Source organism: Pseudomonas sp. JS425 (genome assembly GCF_018223845.1).
GTDB classification, from domain to species: domain Bacteria; phylum Pseudomonadota; class Gammaproteobacteria; order Pseudomonadales; family Pseudomonadaceae; genus Aquipseudomonas; species Aquipseudomonas asiatica.
Genome location: NZ_CP073661.1, coordinates 2600725 through 2619573, shown reverse-complemented (window position 1 = coordinate 2619573; position 18849 = coordinate 2600725). Strand labels below are relative to the sequence as shown.

Genomic DNA, 18849 nt, shown 5'->3' with positions numbered 1-18849 from the left:
TCTTACCTCTGCAAGCGGCGCGTTGCCAGGCAGGCGCCGCAACCTTCGGGTCAGCGCATGGCTGCCTTGAGCTGGTCGATTGAGCGGAATGCGGGTAGCCGCTCGACCGTGGCCGGGCCCTGTTCGAGCTGGATGAAGTGGTCGACGTTGCCAGGGGTTATCAGCTCCACCGGGAAGTACGACGCCAACGGCAGGTTGTTGGCCTGCAGCCGGCCGTCAAGTATCTGGTGGATCAGCTCGATGGCCGCCACCCCGGTCTGCGAACCACTGTTACTGGCGCTAACCAGCAGCTTGCCCTGCTTGATCAGATCCAGCGCAACCTTGAAGCTGCCAGCTGCCGCAGCGACCCGTACCTGCCCGGCCTTGCCGGCATTGTCCACAGCGTTGATGGCGCCGATGGCGATGAAGTCGTTCTCCGCCAGGATCAGGTTCAGGCGCTCGCCATGGGCACTGAGGATGTCCTCGGTGGCGGCCAGGCCACCCTCCTCGGTCCATTCGCCACGGCCCCAGGCCAGCACGTTGAAGCCCCCTTCAGGCCAGCTGAAACTGCCCTTGGCTTTGACCTGCTGGAACAGCTCGAACCCCTTAAGCAGCGCATCCTCCTTCGACAGGCCGAGCTGGCGCTGCTCGGCACGGGCCTGGACGATCCCCGAGATCATGCCGTTGAGGCGGCTCTCGGAGGTCGAGTTGCCCATTACACCGATGACCATGGCAGCGTTGATTTCGCTGCCCGGGTCAGTGTGCTCGACCACATAGCGCCCGGCCTCGACACCGCTGCCGTAGGGGTTTCCGGTGCTGGTGGTGATCACCGGCGCTCGCGCGTCGGGTGCAGTGCCGACGGTGATTACCGGGATCCCGGCCGCCACAGCTCGCTCGACATCGGCAACGGAACCGAGGATGTCGGTGGGGTCGATGACGATCACATCCACCCCCAGGGTGATGAAGTTGTCGACCTGGGCGCTCTGGCGGGCCACATCGCCGTCGGCCACCTGCACCTGCATGTCATAGCCGTAACGCTCGGCCAGGCTGCGCGCGTCGTCGATCATCGAGACGAACCAGGGGTTACCCAGGGTGATGTCGGTCCAGCCAATGCGTAACCGTTCCCCCTTCTGCTTCAAGGGCAAGCCCTTGTCGATGTCGGTACGATCGGCCATTTGCGGGTCCACCAGGCCGGACAACGCCGTGTTGGGTATCAGCTGGTACAGTGGGTGGCGCGCCTCGGCGGCGGTCGGCCCGGCGAGCAGCGTGGCAAGGCCGAAGGTGGCCAGGGTACGGGCAACTGTGCTTTTCATATTGTTGTTCTCCAGGGTTGCCAGGCAAAAGGTCACAACTCGATCCAGGTGGACTTGAGCTCCGAATACTTGTCCAGGGCATGCAACGAGCGGTCGCGACCGTTGCCGGACTGCTTGAAGCCACCGAACGGCATGCTGATGTCGCCCCCATCGAAGCAGTTGACCCACACGCTGCCGGCACGCAGGCCCCGGGCCATTTGGTGGGCCCGCGAGAGGTCGCGGGTCCACAGGCTGGCGGCCAGGCCATACGGGGTATCGTTGGCGATGCGCAGAGCATCGAGGTGGTCACGGGCGGTGATGACCGAAAGTACCGGGCCGAAGATCTCCTCTCGGGCGATGGTCATGTCGTTGCTGACGTTGTCGAAAATGGTCGGCGGGATGTAAAAGCCCTCGGCGCCCAGGCCGTGCTTGACCCGTTCACCACCGAGGATCAGCTGTGCGCCCTCCTGCACGCCTTTGTCGATATAACCCAATACCCGTTGCAACTGGCTGGCATCGACGATAGCGCCAAGCTGGGTGGTTGGGTCCAGTGGATCTCCGACGGCGATGGTGCGTGCCACCTTGAGCACCTCGGCAACGAACTCGGCGCGGATGCCAGCTTCGACAATCAGCCGCGAGGGCGCCACGCAGACTTCGCCCTGGTTGAAGAACATCGAGCGCGCCGCAGTGGTCGCGGCCTTCTCCAGGTCACGGCAGTCATCGAGAATGATGTTCGGGGTCTTCCCGCCGCACTCCAGCCACACCCGCTTCATGTTCGACTGCCCCGCGTACTGCAGGAACAGCTTGCCGACCTCGCCGGAGCCGGTGAACACCAGGGTATCAACGTCCATGTGCAGGCCCAGCGCCTTGCCCGCGGTGGGGCCAAAGCCCGGCAACACGTTGAACACACCGGCCGGGATACCGGCTTCGGCGGCCAACTGGGCAATGCGCAGGGCAGTCAGCGGTGATTGCTCGGCGGGCTTGAGGACCACCGAGTTGCCCATGGCCAGGGCGGGTGCGACCTTCCACATGGCCATCAGCATCGGGAAGTTCCAGGGGGTGACCGCCGCCACCACGCCGATCGCTTCGCGGGTCACCAAGCCCACGGCCGAGGGCCCCGACGGCGCGACTTCGTCATACAGCTTGTCGCAGCTTTCGGCGTACCACTGCAGGCAATCGAGCACCGCGTGCACATCGAACCCGGCGCTCTCGCTGATGGGCTTACCCATGTCGAGGGTTTCCAGTAACGCCAACTCTTCCATGTGCTGCTCGAACAAGGCAGCGAAGCGCAGCATGACGCGCTTGCGCTCCTTCGGTGTGCGCTGCGACCACACACCACTGTCGAAGGCACGCCGCGCGGCCTTCACGGCCATCTCCACATCCTCGGCCTGGCACGAGGCAACCTGGTTGAGCACGCGCCCGTCGCGCGGCGAAATGTTGGCGAAGGTCTCGCCACTCAAGGCATCGACAAAGCGGCCGTCGATGAAGGCCTGGCCGAGCAGCTGGAGTTCGCTGGCACGCTGCTGCACGGTGGTAAGGTCAATGAAACTGGCAAGGCTCATGGGATTCTCCATTGGATACATGATGCATCATAAAAACAGCGAGACGTCGGCCTGACGCCGGCACTGCACTAGAAGCTGATTTCGGTCTTCAGGCCCCAGACCACCACACTGCGGTCATGCTCGAAGCCGCCGGGGTTGCGTACGTACTGCAGGTTGGGGCGCAGGGTCAGTGCCGGTGTCAGCTGCAACCCGTAATAGAGTTCGACCGGGTACTCGACATCGGCCCGCCGGGGCACGCCGCTGGCCTGCTGCACACGCCGCGCCGAACGCGGGTTGACCTCCAGGCGGCCCAACGCCAGCCCGATCTCGTCCTGCGGGCGCTGGGCCAGGGGCCCACGGATGAACGCGCCCAGGTGCCAGAGCCGCTCGACACTGGAAACGTCCCGGTCGGACTGGATGAAGTTGGTGAAAAGCGTCAGGCCACGCGCAGCATTGTCCGGGTTGCGGTAGACCTGCTGTTCGGCCATGGCGTAGTAGCCGCTTGCCTGGTCGTGTTGCGCGGGTGCCGCGCCGGTCAAGCCGATGGGTTGCCCATCGATGTCCTGGTACAGGTCATCAAAGTCGCCAGTATTGCGCCATACGCCAACCCGGTAGCTGCCAGGCAGGCCACCAAGCACCGGCTTCCAGGCCAGTTCGCCAACCGCCAGGTAACCGGTGGTGCCCGAGGGGCTGCCGAAGTTCAACCCTTGGCTGTTCTCGGTAAAGTGCGGGTTGACCTGGTACACGGAGGTGTTCAGCCACCAGTCATCGGCCAACTGCGCCGCCAGGCTCGCGCCCCATTGGCTGACCGGCCAGGTGAACCAGTTGGGGGTGATGTAGCCAGGCACCGTTCCACAGAAGGTCAGGTTCTGGAACGTGCAGGAAAACGGAAATACATCGCCACTCATGGGCAGCCGGCCGATCTTGAACAGCAAACGCTCATCGAGCAGTGCCTGCTGGTAATAGAACTGCACCAGCCGGGTAACACTGCCATAGCCGTAGATTTCCTGGGCGGCCAGCAGGGTGCCGGTGTCGGCTTCGCGGGCCAGGCTTTCACCGTTGCGGTTGGTGAAAGTGATGCGAAACGCGGCCCCCTGCCAACCCAACAGGCGCTGCAGGTCGAAGCGGGCATCGGCCATCAGCTGGTCGCTGTAGGTGCCCTTGTGCTGCGCCCCTCCCTGGGTGTTGTAGGCCAGTTCATTGACATAGGTGAACTGCAGGTCTACCCCCTTCTCATGCAGACGGGTGCGCTGCCCCTGCCAGTCACCGAACAGGAAATTGCCGGGTGAGTAGTTGTCGGCCTGGGCCTGCTGCAAGGCGCATACGCCCAGCAACCCGACCCCGATCAAGGTGGATCTTGTCATTGCGATCTGTTCCCGAAACTGTTTTCTTGTGGTTTTTGTTCAGCTTTGCGAGCGTGCAACGAGGGCGCCTGGCGTCACTGACCTGGCCGCGCGCAAGGCGGCCAGGGCTGGGTGACGCCAACTACAGGCATTGGCGGACGATTTCGGCCACCTCCTGCTGGTCACGAATGGGTTTGGGGTGGCAGGCCAGGTCCTGGTTGAAGCTGGTCCACACCACCTGAGCGAACTCATCGACCTGCTCGGGCTTGAGGCCATAGCTGCCGAACGTGTCCCGTACGCCCAGGCGGGTGAAGTGGGCGCTGACGATGTCAGGCAGGCGCGCGGCGCGCTCGCTTAGCGGCAAGGTATGAGTGCCCGGGTCGAGGATCTCGGCCACCCGGGCAAACTTGTCCTCGGCCACCGGTAGGGTCCAGCGGATCACCTGCGGCGTACTGGCTGCCACCGTGCCGCCATGGGGCGCATCGGTCATGGCGCCCAATGGCTGGCCCAGCGCATGGGATACGGTGACCCCGGCGCCGGCAATGGCCATGCCGCCGAGGGTCGACGCAAAGGCCATGCGCGCCCTCGCCTCCAGGTCGTCCCCATGCTCCACGCAGCGCAGGGCATTGGCGGCAAAGAGGCGGATCGACTCCAGCGCGACCATTTCCACCCAGGGTGTGGCATGGATGCTGATGAATGCTTCCAGTGCGTGGCAGAAAGTATCCACGGCAGTCAGCGCCGTCAGCCGTGGCGGCTTGGAAACCAGGATTTGCGGGTCGATCAACGCCACATCCGGGTAGATGTGCGGGTTGACAATGGCACACTTGAGGCCCAGCTCAGGATTGTTGATCACCGCGAATGGTGTCGCCTCGGTCCCGGTCCCAGAGGTGGTCGGCACCACCAGCAGCGGCAGACCACGGGACTGCGGCCTCGTCACCGGCTCACCGAGACGCTCGGTGTAGTCCCAACAGCGGCCGCCATGTACAGCGACGAACGCCACGGCCTTGGCCGAGTCGATGGCGCTGCCGCCGCCGATCGCCACCACAGCCTGGCAGCCGCTGTCACGCACCAGCGCCACTGCGCGGTCAATGGTGGTATGGCGCGGGTTGGGCACGATGTCGTAGAACTCGAGGACAGTGATGCCACGCTCGGCGAAACTGCCGAGCACCTGGGCGACCAGCTCGCTGCCTTCAAGGAACGGGTCGACCATCAACAGCACCTTGTTGCCGAACGGCGCGACCTTTTCACCCATGCGGCGGATTGCACCGGCCTCGAAGTCCAGTTTGACCGGCAGGCTTGCCTGAAATGCTTTCATCTACTTACCTCTGTTCGTGGCGAATGACTGATGGCAAACGCGGGCTGGCCGAACTTGCCAGAACCGATCCGCCTTTCTTGTAGAACTCCCCCAGGTCGCTGGCGGCAAGCAGCGCTGCGCGCATCTCCCACTCAGTGACGTCGAAGGGCTCGACGCGGCTGGTCTGCTGCGGCGAGGCCGCCACCTGCACCACCCGTTGCAGCTCCTGCTCGCTGAGGTCCGCCAGGCCCAGGTCGGCGAAACACACCGGCAGGCCAACCGCCAGGCACAGTCGCAGCAGGCCATCCAGTTCACCGGCCGGCGCACCCTCGAGCACCAGCATCACCAGGGTGCCAAAGGCAACGTATTCGCCGTGGTAGGCCGTGGCCCGTGGACCCAGCTCACTGAAGCCGCAATACACGGCATGAGCGGTGGCCACCCCGTTGCTCTCGAAACCGATGCCGCTCATCAGTGCGTTGGCCTCGATCACCCGGTTCAGCGCCTTGGTCACCTGCTGCTGCGCACAGGCCCGCACGGCTTGCACCGCATTGGCTTGCAAAACCTGGTGGCACAGTTGGGCGATGGCCATCGATGTGAGGGTCGGCTTGCCGCCGCCCGCGCTCGATTGCAGGCCACCGCCGGCCAGGCCAAGGAAGTTGTCGTGGTCGCCCTGCACGCAGGTGCGTGCCTCGTAGTAGGTCGCCAGAGCATCGCCGATGCCAGCCACCAACAGGCGCACCGGCGCTTGGGCGATGATCCAGGTGTCCACCACCACCACGTCCGGGCTGCGCTCGTGGAACAGTACATCGTCGAAGGCACCGTCCGGGTGGTAGAGCACCGACAAGGCGCTGGTGGGGGCATCGTTGGAGACCACCGTGGGCACGATACACAGCGGCAGCCGGCCCTGCTGGGCAACCGCCTTGGCAGCGTCGAGCACCTTGCCACCACCCACCCCGACCACCCCGTCACAGCCCAGTCGCTCGCGCAACGCACACAGCCGCTGCACCTCGGCTCGGGTGACTTCGCCTTCGAATACGGCGTAACGCAGGGCATGTTCAGGTTTGTCGAAGCTGATGGCCAGGGTCTGCTGCAGGCTATCCAGACGGCCCTGGCTGGTGATGATCAGGAAGCGCTGGCCAAACCAGGCGATATGCCGGTAAAGGCGTTCAAGTTCCTTGTAGCCCTGAATGTAGCGACCGGGCGCGGCGAATATCTGGGTCATTCGCACCTCCCGTCACACAGGGCCGGCAATGCATGAAGCATTCCGTGCATGAGGTCATCCTCGCCTTTCGTAGAAGGCCTTGTTGTTTTTGATATCAGGACGTTCAGCGGCCGCAGCCGACTGGAGGCATGATATATCATGTTTTATTTTTAAATCGCAAGATCAAGTCTTTTGACTTTCATGCAAAAGACTTTTGCGGCCAGGATGGGGATTGACTAATGATATATGATGCATTTATGAATCTAATAACGAACGCGGCGCTGGCCCGCGCTCTGCCTTTTCACGCCAGCTTTCAAGGAAACAGCCATGCCTGTCACCGGCACTACCCGGGTGGTGGTACATCTCACCTACCCAGCCAAGCACCTGCGAACACCGTCCTTGTTCAACCCGCTTCTTGAACGCCTGGGGCATGACGGGGTGCTGGTCCCCTGGGAGGTTTCGCCCGACAACCTGGCCTCGGCCTGGGCTGGCCTGCGTGGTATCGAAAACCTCGCCGGGGTGATCGTGACCGTGCCGCACAAGATCGAAGTGGCCCACCTGTGCGACGAGCTGCTGGGCATCGCCGAAGTGCTCAAGGTGTGCAACGTCGCGCGTCGTCTGCCCGATGGCCGCTTCGTCGGGCGCATGTTCGATGGCGAAGGCTTCGTACGTGGCCTGAAGAACCAGGGCCATGACCTGGGCGGCCGGCGTGTGCTGCTGCTCGGCGCCGGTGGTGCCGCCACCGGTATCGCCCATGCCCTGCTCAGTGAGCCGATCACCCGGCTGGTGGTCGCCAACCGTTCGCTGGCCAAGGCTGAAGCACTCGCCGCGCAGTTGCGCACGCTGATGCCTGGTCGAGATATCGCTGCGGGTGCGGCCGATGCACGCGGCTTCGATGTGGTGATCAACGCCACCGCACTGGGCCTGAAGGCGGACGATCCGCTGCCGCTGGCGGCCGATACCCTGCAGCCAGGCACGCTGGTGGGCGAGGTGGTGATGAATCCTGATGTCACCCCGTTGCTCGAAGCGGCCCAGGCCCGTGGCTGCCCCATCCACAAGGGCGTGCACATGCTCACCGGGCAGCTCGAGCTGCTGGCCGATTACCTGTTTGGCGCAGCGCCCGGTCGCTGACGCGCCCTGTGCCTTTGTCGGCCTGTTCGCGGGGCGCCTGGGTCAGGCCCCACCCATGTACACATCCCGAAAGGAGCTACACCCATGAGCAAGATTGCAATCATCACCGGCGGCGGCTCGGGCATCGGCCTGGCAACCGCGCAGCGCCTGCTTGCCGATGGCTATCAGGTGCACACCCTGGGCCTGGGCGAACCTGAAGCACGGGTCGAAGGCATCCACTATCAGGTGCTGGACGTGACCAGCGATGCCGAGGTCAATGGCTTCTTCAGCCGCTTCGAGCGCGTCGATGCCCTGGTCAATGCCGCCGGCGTGATCGACCACAACCGGGAATGGCAAATCGACGGTTTCAACCGCGTGCTCGACGTCAACCTGACCGCCGTCCTGCGCATCAGCAATGCCGCCTTGCCGGGCCTGAAAGTGGCGCGCGGCGCGGTGATCAACTTCGCTTCGATGTGGGGCATCTTCGGCTCGGCCAAGACCCCCGCCTACGCCTCGAGCAAGGCCGCGATCAGCGAGCTGACCCGTTGCCAGGCGGTGGCCTGGGCCGCCGACGGTGTGCGCGCCAATGCCGTGGCCCCGGGCTGGATCCTCACCCAGCTGTCGCGCCGAGCCTATGAAGACCCCACCCGCTCGGCCGGCATTCTGTCACGCATCCCGATGAACGCCTGGGGCCAACCCGAGGACGTGGCCAATGCCATCGCCTTCCTGGCGTCTGACAGCGCCCGCTATATCACCGGCACCACGCTGGCCGTCGATGGCGGCTACTCCATCGCCTGATATCCCATTCGACAGACAGATGGCTACCACTGCCCCCGAACAAGCTTGACGGCCATCACGCATGATATATGATGCATCACAAATGACGCAGATCCCCTGAGGTCTCGCATAACAACAACAAACAGTCATAAAGAGGTGCCGTATGAATCTGGTATTCGGCTCACCCGGGCGCTATGTGCAAGGCCCCGATGTTCTTGACGAGGCAGGCCAGTACCTGGCCCATTGCGGCCGCCGAGCCGTGGTGGTCATCGACAGCTTCGTGATCGGCTTGGTCAAGGAGCGCCTCGACGCCACCTGCGCTCGCGCCGATGTGCAACTGCACTACATCACCTTCGATGGCGAAATCACCGCCAAGGGCATCGCCGGCCTGCGCCAATCGGCCGCGCGCTTCGACTTCGACGTGGTCCTGGCGGTCGGTGGCGGCAAATCGATCGATGCCGGCAAGGCGTTGGCCCACACCTGCGGTGCGGCGCTGGTGAGCATGCCCACGGTTGCCTCCAACGATGCGCCTACTTCGAAAAATTTCGTGGTATACGACGAGCATCACCAACTCAGCGAAGTAGGCCACCTGCTCAGCAGCCCACGCTATGTCCTGGTCGACACCCGCCTGATAGCCCAGGCCCCGCGCCCCTTCCTTCTGGCCGGCATCGCCGACGCACTGACCAAGAAGTTCGAAGCCGAGCAATGCCTCAAAGCCGGCGGCGTGAACATGTTTGGCGCTCGCCCGTCGATTGCCGGGGTCACCTTGGCCCGCGAATGCTATACCGTGCTGCGCGCCCATGCCGAAGAGGGCCTGGCGCTGGCCGGCAGCGGCCAGGTCAACGAAGCGTTCGAACGTCTGATCGAAGCCGTGCTGCTGATGAGCGGCCTGGGCTTCGAGAGTGGCGGCCTGTCCATCGCCCACGCGATGACCCGTGGCCTGTCGAAGATCCCCGGTGCCCGCGACCAGGTGCATGGCTGGCAGGTTGCCTATGGTCTGTTGGTGCAACTGGTACTTGAAGACCGCGAAGCGGCGTTCATGGCCGAATTGCTGGCCTTCTACCGACGCATCGGGCTGCCCTGCAACCTGGCCGAACTGGGTGTGACGGGCGTCGACGACGCCATCTTGCTCAAGGTCGCCGAACCCACCCTGCAAGCCCCCCACGCACGCAACTTCGTGCGTGGCAACGGCCAACCCCTACACAGCGGTGAACTGATCGAAGCCATGCGCGCACTCGAATCCCTGACCCGCTGATTTCCCCCGGCAACACCCACCCTGCTATGCCTGCATTTGGAGGTAGAGATGGCTACACCCCGTAAAACCCTTGAGGCCTGGAAAGCCAGCGATTTCGTGCCCAGCGCCGAGACCGTCGCCCACCTGCGCGAACGGGCGAAATTCGTCCGCCTGGAAACCATTCGCCTGATCGAGATCGCCAAGACCGGCCACTACACCTCGGTGTTCTCCGCTGCCGAACTGTTCTCGGCGCTGTACTACGACGTGATGAACCTGCGCCCCGAGGAGCCGGGCTGGGCCGGGCGCGACCGCTTCCTGATGGGCAAGGGCCACGCGGCCGTTGGCCAGTTCCCGATACTTGCCGACCTCGGCATGTTCCCCAAAGCGTGGCTGGATGACTACACGCGACTGGGTAGCCCTCTGGGTGATCACCCTGATATGCGCAAGGTACCCGGCATCGACTTCTCTTCCGGCTCCATTGGCCACGCCCTTTCCGGGGGCCTGGGCATGTGCCTGGCCCAGCGTTTCACTGGCGAAAGCTACGACGTGTTCGTCATGCTCGGTGACGGCGAAATGCAGGAAGGCCAGGTCTGGGAAGCTGCCATGGGTGCCGCCCACCACAAGGCCAACCGGTTGATCGCGATCGTCGACCGCAACGGCTTCCAGCTCGACGGTAGCGTCGACGACGTGATCGGCGTCGAGCCGCTGGACGAAAAATGGCGCGCCTTCGGCTGGGAAGTGCACGTCATCGATGGCCACGACATCCGCGCGGTTGCCACCACCCTGCGCAAGGTCAAGGCCGACGAAAACCGCGACAAGCCGGTGTGCATCATCGCCAAGACCGTCAAGGGCAAAGGTGTTTCCTATATGGAAACCGAGCCGGGCTGGCACCTGGGCTACCTGGACCCTGAAGACGCCAAACGCGCGATCGCTGAAATCGAAGCCAAGGAGATCTGAAACATGAACGCCCCCCTGTCCCCCAACTCCTGGCAATACCGTGGCCTGAATGCCATGAACCCAGGGCTGTCCTACCTCTCCGATGCCCTGATCGAGCTGGCCCGTGAAGGCCATCCGGTTATGGCAGGCTCGGCAGACCTGCAGTATTCCAATGGCCTGAACAAGTTCGCCACGGCGTTCCCCGACCGCTACATCCAGTTCGGCATCTCCGAGCAGAACATGGTCACCGCTGCCGCCGGCCTGGCCACCTGCGGGGTGATGCCGTTCGTGGCGACCTTCGCCTCGTTCCTGGGCCTGCTGTGCTGCGAACAGATCCGCATGGACGTGGCCTATTCGGCCCAGCCGGTGCGCCTGATCGGCCACCATACCGGGATCTCGCTGGGCTTCTACGGCACCTCGCACCATGCCACCGAGGATATAGCCACCATGCGCTCGATCGCCGACCTGGCGGTGGTCTCGCCCTCCGACGGCCCGCAATTGGCGGCAGCGATCAAGGCCTCGGCCAGCTACGACAAACCGGTGTACTTCCGTATCGGTCGCGGCCGCGACCCGATCATCTACGAGCACGGCACAACCTTCGAGTTCGGCAAGGCCACCGAGCACTTGCAGGGTGAAGAGCTGACCATCATCGCCTGTGGCATCACCGTACACCCGGCGCTTGCCGCGGCCCGCAAGCTCAATGCCGAAGGCCGTTCGGTGGGCGTGATCGACATGGCCTCGATCAAGCCGATCGACCGCGAGACGATCCTCCAGGCCGCTGCGCGCAGCAAGCGGATGATGACCGTCGAGGAGCATAACGTGCTCGGTGGCCTGGGCGCCGCGGTGGCCGAGGTGCTGGCCGACGAAGGCGTCGGGGTCAAGCTCAAGCGTCATGGCATCTACGACGAATACAGCCTGATCGCGCCGCCGACCCACCTGTACCAGCACTACAAGCTCGATGCCGCCGGTATCGAGGAAGTGGCCCTGGCCCACATGGCGAGCTGACCCGCCCCGCAATACGGGCAGCGCCGTCTTGGGTGCTGCCCGCCCCATTCGCTCGGAGACTACAATGAACAACATGACCGAGACCCTGCCAGGCAGCGTTGCCTACGCTGCACCTGACGCCACGCGCCTGCGTCGCAAGTCCTTGCTTGCTACCGGCGTCGGCAACCTGCTGGAGTGGTTCGACTGGACCCTTTACACCGTTGCCTCCGTCTACATTGCCAGTGCCTTGTTCGACAAGAGCAACCCCACCTCGGCGCTGCTCGCCACCCTGGCGGTGTTCGCCGCAGGTTTCCTGTTGCGGCCATTGGGCGGCATCGTCTTCGGTATCCTCGCCGACCGCCTCGGCCGACGCACCGTGCTGCTCAGCACCATGCTGCTGATGGCCGGCGCCAGCCTGCTGATCGCGTTCATCCCTTCCTATGAATCGATCGGCAGCTGGGCTTCCGGATTGCTGCTCTGTGCGCGCTTGGTCCAGGGCTTCGCCCACGGTGGAGAGACCACCACGTCCTACGCCTACATCGCCGAGATCGCCCCGCCAAAGCGCCGGGGGTTGTGGTCGAGCACGGTGTTCTTCGCGGTGGGCAGCGGCTCGCTGCTGGCAACCTTCTACATGGCCCTGCTGACCTCGATGCTGAGCACCGAGCAGATGCAGGACTGGGGCTGGCGCATCCCCTTCGCCACCGGTGGCCTGCTGGCGGTGGTTGCCCTGGGGCTGCGCCGCAACATGATGGAAAGCGACCACAGCCCTAGCACCGCCAGCGCAACGCAGCACACTACTTGCTGGAGCCGCGGGCAGGTACTGCAACATGGTGTGCGGTTGTTCCTGTATGAAGCAGGCGCCACCCTGACCTACTACACCTGGGTCACGTCGGCATCGATCTATGCCATGAGCGTGAAGGGCATGGACCCGCACAACGCCTTCATGATGAGCTGCGTCGCCCAGGTCATCTATCTCGCCTTCCTGCCGGTCTGCGGCTGGGTTTCGGACCAGGTGGGGCGCAAGGTCTGTGCACTGATTTCGCTGCTGGGTATCGCGGCAACCCTGTTCCCTCTGTGGGGCATGATCTCCAGCGAGCCGTGGACCCTGATGGTGGCGCAGACTGCCGGCCTGATGCTGGTGGCCTTCATCACCGGCTGCAAGCCCGCATCGATTTCCGAGCAAGTCCCTACCCGTTATCGCACGCGGATGTTCGGTGTGTGCATTTCGTTGGGTGTGGCGGTATTCGGGGGAACTGCGTCGTATGTGACAACCTGGCTTTACTCGGAGCAGATTGGCTGGGTGTTCAACGTCTACCTGATCGTCGTGGCGCTGATTGCCAGTGGCGTGGTACTGATGTGGAAGAACAACCACGGCATTCCGATCGATCAGGTTTGAGTCGTAGACGCTGGGGCTGCCAGGCAGCCCCCATTACGCTTACCCGCCTAACGCACTGACCAGTGCCACCTGGTTCTGCCACTGGGCAGTGCGTACCGTGGCCAGGGCATCCAGGGCACTGAGCTGGTTGCGCTGGGCCTCCAGCACATCAAGGAACGGCGCCTCGCCAGCCTGCCACGAACGGCGGATCTGCTCGAAGGCCGAGGTCGACTGCTCGCTGGCACGTGCCAGCAGTACCTGGCGCTCCGCATTGCGCTGGGCCGCCGCGAGTGCCGATTCCACCTCCGACACCGCCACCAGTACCGTGCGCCGGTAACTCAGCAACGCCTCCCGCGCCTCGGCATCCCGGACCTGCACCTGCGCCTTGCGCCGGCCACCATCGAATAATGGCGCGCTGGCATTGACGCCGGCCAGCCAGAAGGTCGAGTTGGCCAGCGTGGCCGCGCTCATGCCATTGATCAACGAACCCAACGCCGCCGACAGGCTCAGACGTGGCATCAGCTCTGCCTTGGCCACGCCAACCCGCGCATAGGCGGCAACCACCCGTGCCTCGGCAGCCTTCACGTCAGGACGCCGACGCAGCAGGTCCGCAGGCGTGCCAGCATCCTGCAAGGCCACCTCACGCACACTCGCCGGGTTGGCATGCATCTGCCCGTACAACTCGGCACTGGACATGGCCAGCAGCACCGAAAGCCGGTGCACGGTGCGCTGCCACTCTAGGCGCAGCGCCGGCACCCGGGCCGCAGTGCGGTCGGCCTGGGCGCGGGCCCGCAGCAGGTCGGCCTCCGGGCTGCTGCCCGCCGCGTACAACTGCTCGCTCAACTGCAAGGTCTCGGCCTGGCTCTGGGCACTCTGGCGGACGATCTCCAGGCGCTGCTCCAGGCCTCGGGCCTGGGCATAGGCCTGGACCACTTCACCCACTAGCGCAACCTTTACTGCATGGGCTTGCTCTTCACTTGCCGTCACCTCGGCGTCAGCAGCGCGGACGCCTTCACGGATGCGGCCAAACAGGTCAAGCTCCCAGCTGGCGCCCAGGCCCAACGAGATCGGCGCATCGATCAGTGCCTCGCTGTAGCCGGTCTGGTAAGCCGAGGTACGCTGGCGTGCGGCACTGGCGCCGAAGTCCAGGGCCGGGCTGCCGGCCGCAGCGCTGACTGCCCTCAGAGCCCGGGCTGCATCGATGCGCGCCAGGGCAACCTGCAGATCGAGGTTATCATCCAATGCCCGCTGCACCAGGCGGTCGAGCAGCGGATCGTGATAGCCGCGCCACCACTGTTCGGTCACAGCCAGCGGTGCTTCGGAGCGGGCATTGAGGTAATGCTGCACAGGTGCAGCGCTGGGCGGCGGCAAGCTCGGGGCAGCGCATGCAGCCAGCAGCGCCGCAGTAAAACCCAGTACGGGGAAACGAAGACGCATGTTCATTGCTGGAAGTCCTGTTCGACAGCCGAAGGCTGTGACGATACCTGCCGTTCGCCGCCGGCAAGGCGACGAACCAGCACATAGAAAATCGGTGTGAACACCAGGCCGAACAGGGTTACCCCGATCATCCCGAAGAACACCGCAGCCCCCACCGCCAGGCGCATCTCGGAACCGGCCCCCTCGGACAGCACCAGCGGCAAGACGCCAAGGATGAACGCCAGCGAGGTCATCAGGATCGGCCGCAGGCGCAGGCGACAGGCTTCCACCACCGCCTCGACCGTACCCTGCCCTTCCTTCTCCAGCTGCCGGGCCACTTCGACGATGAGGATGGCGTTCTTTGCCGCCAGGCCCACCAGAACGATGAAACCGATCTGGGTGAGGATGTTGATGTCCTGGCCCATCAGGCGCACGCCACCGGCCGCGGCCAGCAGGCACATCGGCACGATCAGCAGGATCGCCAGCGGCAGGCTCCAGCTGCCGTATTGCGCCGCCAGCACCAGGTAGACGAACACCACACAGAGCGGGAAGACCAGCAGGCCCATGTTGCCGGCGGTGGTCTGCTGGTAGCTCAGGTCGGTCCACTGGTAGCTGATGCCCGCCGGCAGATTCACCTTGGCCAGGCGCTCCATGGTCTCGATGGCATAGGTCGAACCCAGGCCTGGCAAGGTGTCACCGTTGATCTCGGCAGTAGGGAAAAGGTTGTAACGCGGGAAGCGCTCTACCCCCAGGGCCTCGTGCAGCTGCGTCACGCTGGCCAGCGGAACCATCTGCCCGGCCTGATTGCGCACCTTGACCCGCGCCAGGTCCTCTGGCGTGACCCGGTAAGGCAGGTCGGCCTGGGCAGTGACACGGTAGGTGCGGCCGACCAGGTTGAAGTCGTTGATGTAGGTCGAGCCGAAGTAGGTCTCTATGGCCTGGTTGATCTGGCTGCTTGGCACGCCCAGCATCTCGGCGCGCTCACGGTCGAGCTCGACGAACACCTGCGGAGTGCTGGCCGAAAACGGCGAATACACACCCGTCATGCCCGGTGTGGCGTTGGCGGCGGCAATCAGCTGCGCCGTGGCCTTGGCCAGCGCGTCACTGCCTAGCCCGGCACGGTCCTGCAGACGCAGGGAGAAACCACCGGTACTGCCCAGCCCCTGCACCGGCGGCGGCGTGGCGACAATCACCGACGCACCGCTGACCGCTTTCAGGCGTTCGCGCAAGTCGGCCGCGATCACGTCCGATGTGCGGCCCTTCAGCTTGCGCTTGGACCAGGGTTCGAACACCGGGGCCAGGCCCGCCGAATTGGACGAGTTGGTCCCGGTGACCATCGAGAAGCCCGAGAAGGTCGGCACCCTGTCCACACCCGGCACCTGCAGGGCGATGGCTTCGATCTGCTGGGAAATCGCATTGGTACGCTCCAGCGATGCGCCGTCGGGCAATTGCACGATCACCACCAGGTAGCCACGGTCCTGGGCCGGGATGAAGCCCTTGGGCGTGGACACCATCAGGTAGGCGGTAGCGGCGATCAGTACGGCATACACGGCCAGCATCAGCGGCGTCCTGGCAACCAGGCCGCGGACGCTGCCGGCATAACCATTGGACAGCCGGGCAAAGCCCCGGTTGAACGCTTCGGCAGCGCGCCGCGGCAGGCCCGGCAGACCGGCACGCAGCGGCGCATGGCCACCGTGACGGCGCAGGATCATCGCCGCCAGCGCCGGCGACAGGGTCAGCGAGTTGAACAGCGAAATGGCCGTGGCCACCGCGATGGTCACGCCGAACTGGCGGAAGAACTCGCCGGAAATCCCCGGGATGAACGCCGTGGGAATGAACACCGCACAGAGCACCAGGGTGATCGCCACCAGCGCACCGCCAATCTCCTGCATGGTGACGATGGTCGCCTGGAGCGGGCTCTTGCCCTCGCCCAGGTGGCGCTCGACGTTCTCCACCACGACAATGGCGTTGTCGACCACGATCCCTACCGCCAGCACCAGGCCGAACAGGGTCAGGTTGTTGATCGAGAAACCCAGCAGCGCCATCACTGCGAAGGTACCCACCAGTGACACCGGGATGGCCAGGATCGGAATGATCGACGGCCGCCAGCCCTGGAGGAACAACAGCACCACCAGCACCACGAGGATTACCGCCTCGTAGATGGTCTTGCCCAGCTCACCGATACTGTCTGCGATGAACGCCGTGGGGTTGTAGCCAATGCTGTATTCGATGCCCTCCGGGAAGTCCTTGCTAAGTTGCTGCATGGTCTGCTCCACCACCTGCATGGTCGCCAGGGCATTGGCGCCCGGACGCTGCAGCACCTGCAGGCCGATGGCCGGGTTGCGCAGGTAGTAGGTGTTGTTGACGTAGGCCAGCCCGGCGATCTCGGTACGCGCCACGTCCTTCAGGCGCACCAGGCGGCCCGCCTCGCCGGACTTGAGCACGATGTTGTCGAAGTCAGCCGGCTCCTTGAGCCGCCCTTCGAAGATCAGGTTCGGCTGAAACGCCTGGGAGGCCACCGGTGGTTGGGCGATGACGCCGCCGGCCACCTGGGTGTTCTGCGCACGCACGGCGGCGATGATGTCGCCCGGGGTCAGGTCGAAGGCGGCGACGCGCTCCGGGTCCAGCCAGATGCGCATCGAATACTCACGCGCGCCCAGCGGGTTTATGTCGCCAACGCCGTCGATGCGCTTGAGGGTATCGGCCACTGTGCGAATGGCGAAGTTCGACACGTACAGCTGGTCATAGGTGCCCTTGGGCGAGGAAATGAAAATGGTCGACAGCTGGGTCGGCGAGGACTTGCGCACCGACACACCGCTGCGCTGCACCGGTTCGGGCAGGCGTGGTGTGGCCAGGGCCACGCGGTTCTGCACCAGCACCTGGGCCTTGTCGACGTCGGTGCCGCCCTTGAAGGTCACGGTCAGGTTCAGGCTGCCATCGGAGGTGGCCTGGCTGTACATGTAGAGCATGTCCTCGACACCGTTGACCTCCTGCTCCAGCGGGATCGCCAGAGTCTCGGCGACGGTCTGCGCCGAGGCCCCCGGATAGGTGGCCTGGACCACTACCGTGGGTGGCGCGATGTCGGGATACTCGGCAGTCGGCAGCACCAGGTAGGCCAGGCCGCCGACGATCATCAGCACCACCGAGAGGACTATCGCCAGCACCGGCTGGTCGATCGAGGTGCGTCCCAGGTTCATAGCGTCGCCTCCTGGGCCGGGTTGGCGGCGGCAACCCGGGTCAGGCTGCGCTGTTCACCGATCGCAGTATCCCCGGCGCGTACCCGTTGCAGGCCATCGACAATGACCCGGTCGTCGGCCTGCAGGCCGCTGACCACTTCGCGCAGGCCGTCATGCAGCTTGCCCAGCTGTACCGGGCGCAGTTCGACGCGGTTCTGTGCATCGAGCACATACAGCACCTTGCGCGTGGCATCGATGCCTACGGCGGTATCCGGCACCAGCAAGGCCTCATAGGCCGGGCGCGCGGAAAACTGCACGCGGCCGAACTGGCCCGGGCTCAACGCCAGGTCCGGGTTGCTGACCCGCGCGCGCTGGCGCAGGGTGCCGGTGGATGGGTCCAGGCGGTTGTCGATGAAATCCATGCGCCCGCTCAGCGATGCCTGGAGCTCGCCTGGCAGGGCGATGCGCACCTGGCTCCCGGCAATGTTGCCGGCCGACTGACGGCGGTACTTCAGGTAGCTCTGCTCGTCGATGTCGAAGTAGATGTCGATGGGATCGAGCGAGACGATGGTGGTCAGCAGGGTGGCATCGTTGCTGCCACCGTTGACCAGGTTGCCTTCGCTGATCAATTTGCGGCTGATACGCCCGCTCATGGGCGCGGTGATACGGGTGAACTCGAGGTCCAGACGAGCGCTGGCCAGCGCGCCTTCGGCGCTGAGCACTTCGGCGCGGGCCGCCTCGCGCGCTTGCAGGCGCTGGTCGTACAAGCTCTGCGCAATGGTCCTGGAATCGATCAGCACCTTGGCGCGGGCATACTCCTGTTCGGCCAGAGCCTGTTGCGAACGGGCCTGGGCCAATTTGCCCTGGGCCTGGGTCACCGCCGCCTGGAAGCTGCGCGAATCAATGACGAACAGCAGATCGCCCTTCTTCACGATTGCACCGTCCCGGAAGGCTACCTTCTCCAGGTAGCCGCTGACGCGCGAGCGTACCTCTACCGAATCGGTTGCCTCGAACCGGCCGGTAAAGCTGTCCCAGTCACTGATGGTCGACTTCAACGGTTGGCTCACCACCACACTCGGCGCCGCCGGAGCACTCTCCTGCGCCTGCGGGCCACAGCCGACCAGCAATGCCGCCAGCGACAAGGCGAACAGCGCCCTTTTGCCCGTTACGGGCAGTTTCACGTTCATGATC

General features: G+C 64.6%; 14 protein-coding genes. 6 read left to right on the top strand and 8 right to left on the bottom strand.

Going from position 1 to position 18849, the window contains the following annotated elements; translation table 11 throughout:
- Positions 1 to 50: 50 nt before the first annotated feature.
- The 5 genes from KDB76_RS11960 to KDB76_RS11940 all read right to left on the bottom strand — a co-directional run bounded on the left by KDB76_RS11960 (position 51) and on the right by KDB76_RS11940 (position 6671).
- A complete protein-coding gene (locus tag KDB76_RS11960; RefSeq protein ID WP_038410395.1) occupies positions 51 to 1292 on the bottom strand; it encodes a sugar ABC transporter substrate-binding protein in 1242 nt (413 codons plus the stop codon).
- A gap of 32 nt (positions 1293 to 1324) precedes the next feature.
- Positions 1325 to 2833 carry an aldehyde dehydrogenase gene (locus KDB76_RS11955; protein ID WP_128637201.1) on the bottom strand — a complete coding sequence of 503 codons (1509 nt, stop codon included), beginning with the start codon at positions 2831 to 2833 and terminating at the stop codon, positions 1325 to 1327.
- 68 nt (positions 2834 to 2901) lie between these two features.
- Positions 2902 to 4176 (bottom strand): carbohydrate porin, encoded by a 1275-nt coding sequence (locus KDB76_RS11950; RefSeq protein WP_038409373.1) that lies wholly within the window; start codon positions 4174 to 4176, stop codon positions 2902 to 2904.
- 121 nt (positions 4177 to 4297) lie between these two features.
- Positions 4298 to 5470, bottom strand: a complete 1173-nt coding sequence (locus KDB76_RS11945) for an iron-containing alcohol dehydrogenase (protein ID WP_013972192.1) — start codon at positions 5468 to 5470, stop codon at positions 4298 to 4300.
- A 4-nt stretch (positions 5471 to 5474) separates the two neighbouring features.
- Positions 5475 to 6671, bottom strand: coding sequence for a glycerol dehydrogenase (locus KDB76_RS11940; protein WP_038409371.1), 1197 nt, complete (start codon positions 6669 to 6671; stop codon positions 5475 to 5477).
- A gap of 306 nt (positions 6672 to 6977) precedes the next feature.
- On the opposite strand from KDB76_RS11940, the gene KDB76_RS11935 reads away from it, so the two are divergent.
- From KDB76_RS11935 to KDB76_RS11910, 6 genes are all read left to right on the top strand, one after another.
- Complete coding sequence (locus tag KDB76_RS11935; RefSeq protein ID WP_013972191.1) at positions 6978 to 7781, top strand: shikimate dehydrogenase; 804 nt, start codon at positions 6978 to 6980, stop codon at positions 7779 to 7781.
- Positions 7782 to 7865: 84 nt separating this feature from the next.
- On the top strand, positions 7866 to 8558 hold the full coding sequence (locus tag KDB76_RS11930) for an SDR family oxidoreductase (protein WP_013972190.1): 693 nt from the start codon (positions 7866 to 7868) through the stop codon (positions 8556 to 8558).
- 142 nt (positions 8559 to 8700) lie between these two features.
- Positions 8701 to 9792: a glycerol dehydrogenase gene (locus KDB76_RS11925; RefSeq protein ID WP_013972189.1), complete on the top strand. Its 1092-nt coding sequence runs from the start codon at positions 8701 to 8703 to the stop codon at positions 9790 to 9792.
- A gap of 48 nt (positions 9793 to 9840) precedes the next feature.
- Positions 9841 to 10728: a transketolase gene (locus tag KDB76_RS11920; RefSeq protein WP_003257657.1), complete on the top strand. Its 888-nt coding sequence runs from the start codon at positions 9841 to 9843 to the stop codon at positions 10726 to 10728.
- A 3-nt stretch (positions 10729 to 10731) separates the two neighbouring features.
- Positions 10732 to 11712 carry a transketolase C-terminal domain-containing protein gene (locus tag KDB76_RS11915; protein WP_003257656.1) on the top strand — a complete coding sequence of 327 codons (981 nt, stop codon included), beginning with the start codon at positions 10732 to 10734 and terminating at the stop codon, positions 11710 to 11712.
- A gap of 64 nt (positions 11713 to 11776) precedes the next feature.
- Positions 11777 to 13087 (top strand): MFS transporter, encoded by a 1311-nt coding sequence (locus KDB76_RS11910; protein WP_080708151.1) that lies wholly within the window; start codon positions 11777 to 11779, stop codon positions 13085 to 13087.
- A 39-nt stretch (positions 13088 to 13126) separates the two neighbouring features.
- Here the strand turns inward: KDB76_RS11910 and KDB76_RS11905 are convergent, their stop codons facing one another.
- The 3 genes from KDB76_RS11905 to KDB76_RS11895 are packed head-to-tail and all read right to left on the bottom strand — an operon-like array spanning position 13127 to position 18839.
- Positions 13127 to 14509 carry an efflux transporter outer membrane subunit gene (locus tag KDB76_RS11905; protein ID WP_013972186.1) on the bottom strand — a complete coding sequence of 461 codons (1383 nt, stop codon included), beginning with the start codon at positions 14507 to 14509 and terminating at the stop codon, positions 13127 to 13129.
- Positions 14506 to 17679 carry a multidrug efflux RND transporter permease subunit gene (locus KDB76_RS11900; RefSeq protein WP_013972185.1) on the bottom strand — a complete coding sequence of 1058 codons (3174 nt, stop codon included), beginning with the start codon at positions 17677 to 17679 and terminating at the stop codon, positions 14506 to 14508. The genes KDB76_RS11905 and KDB76_RS11900 overlap by 4 nt, the downstream gene beginning before the upstream one ends.
- Complete coding sequence (locus KDB76_RS11895) at positions 17676 to 18839, bottom strand: efflux RND transporter periplasmic adaptor subunit (RefSeq protein ID WP_230491499.1); 1164 nt, start codon at positions 18837 to 18839, stop codon at positions 17676 to 17678. The genes KDB76_RS11900 and KDB76_RS11895 overlap by 4 nt, the downstream gene beginning before the upstream one ends.
- Positions 18840 to 18849: the final 10 nt, after the last annotated feature.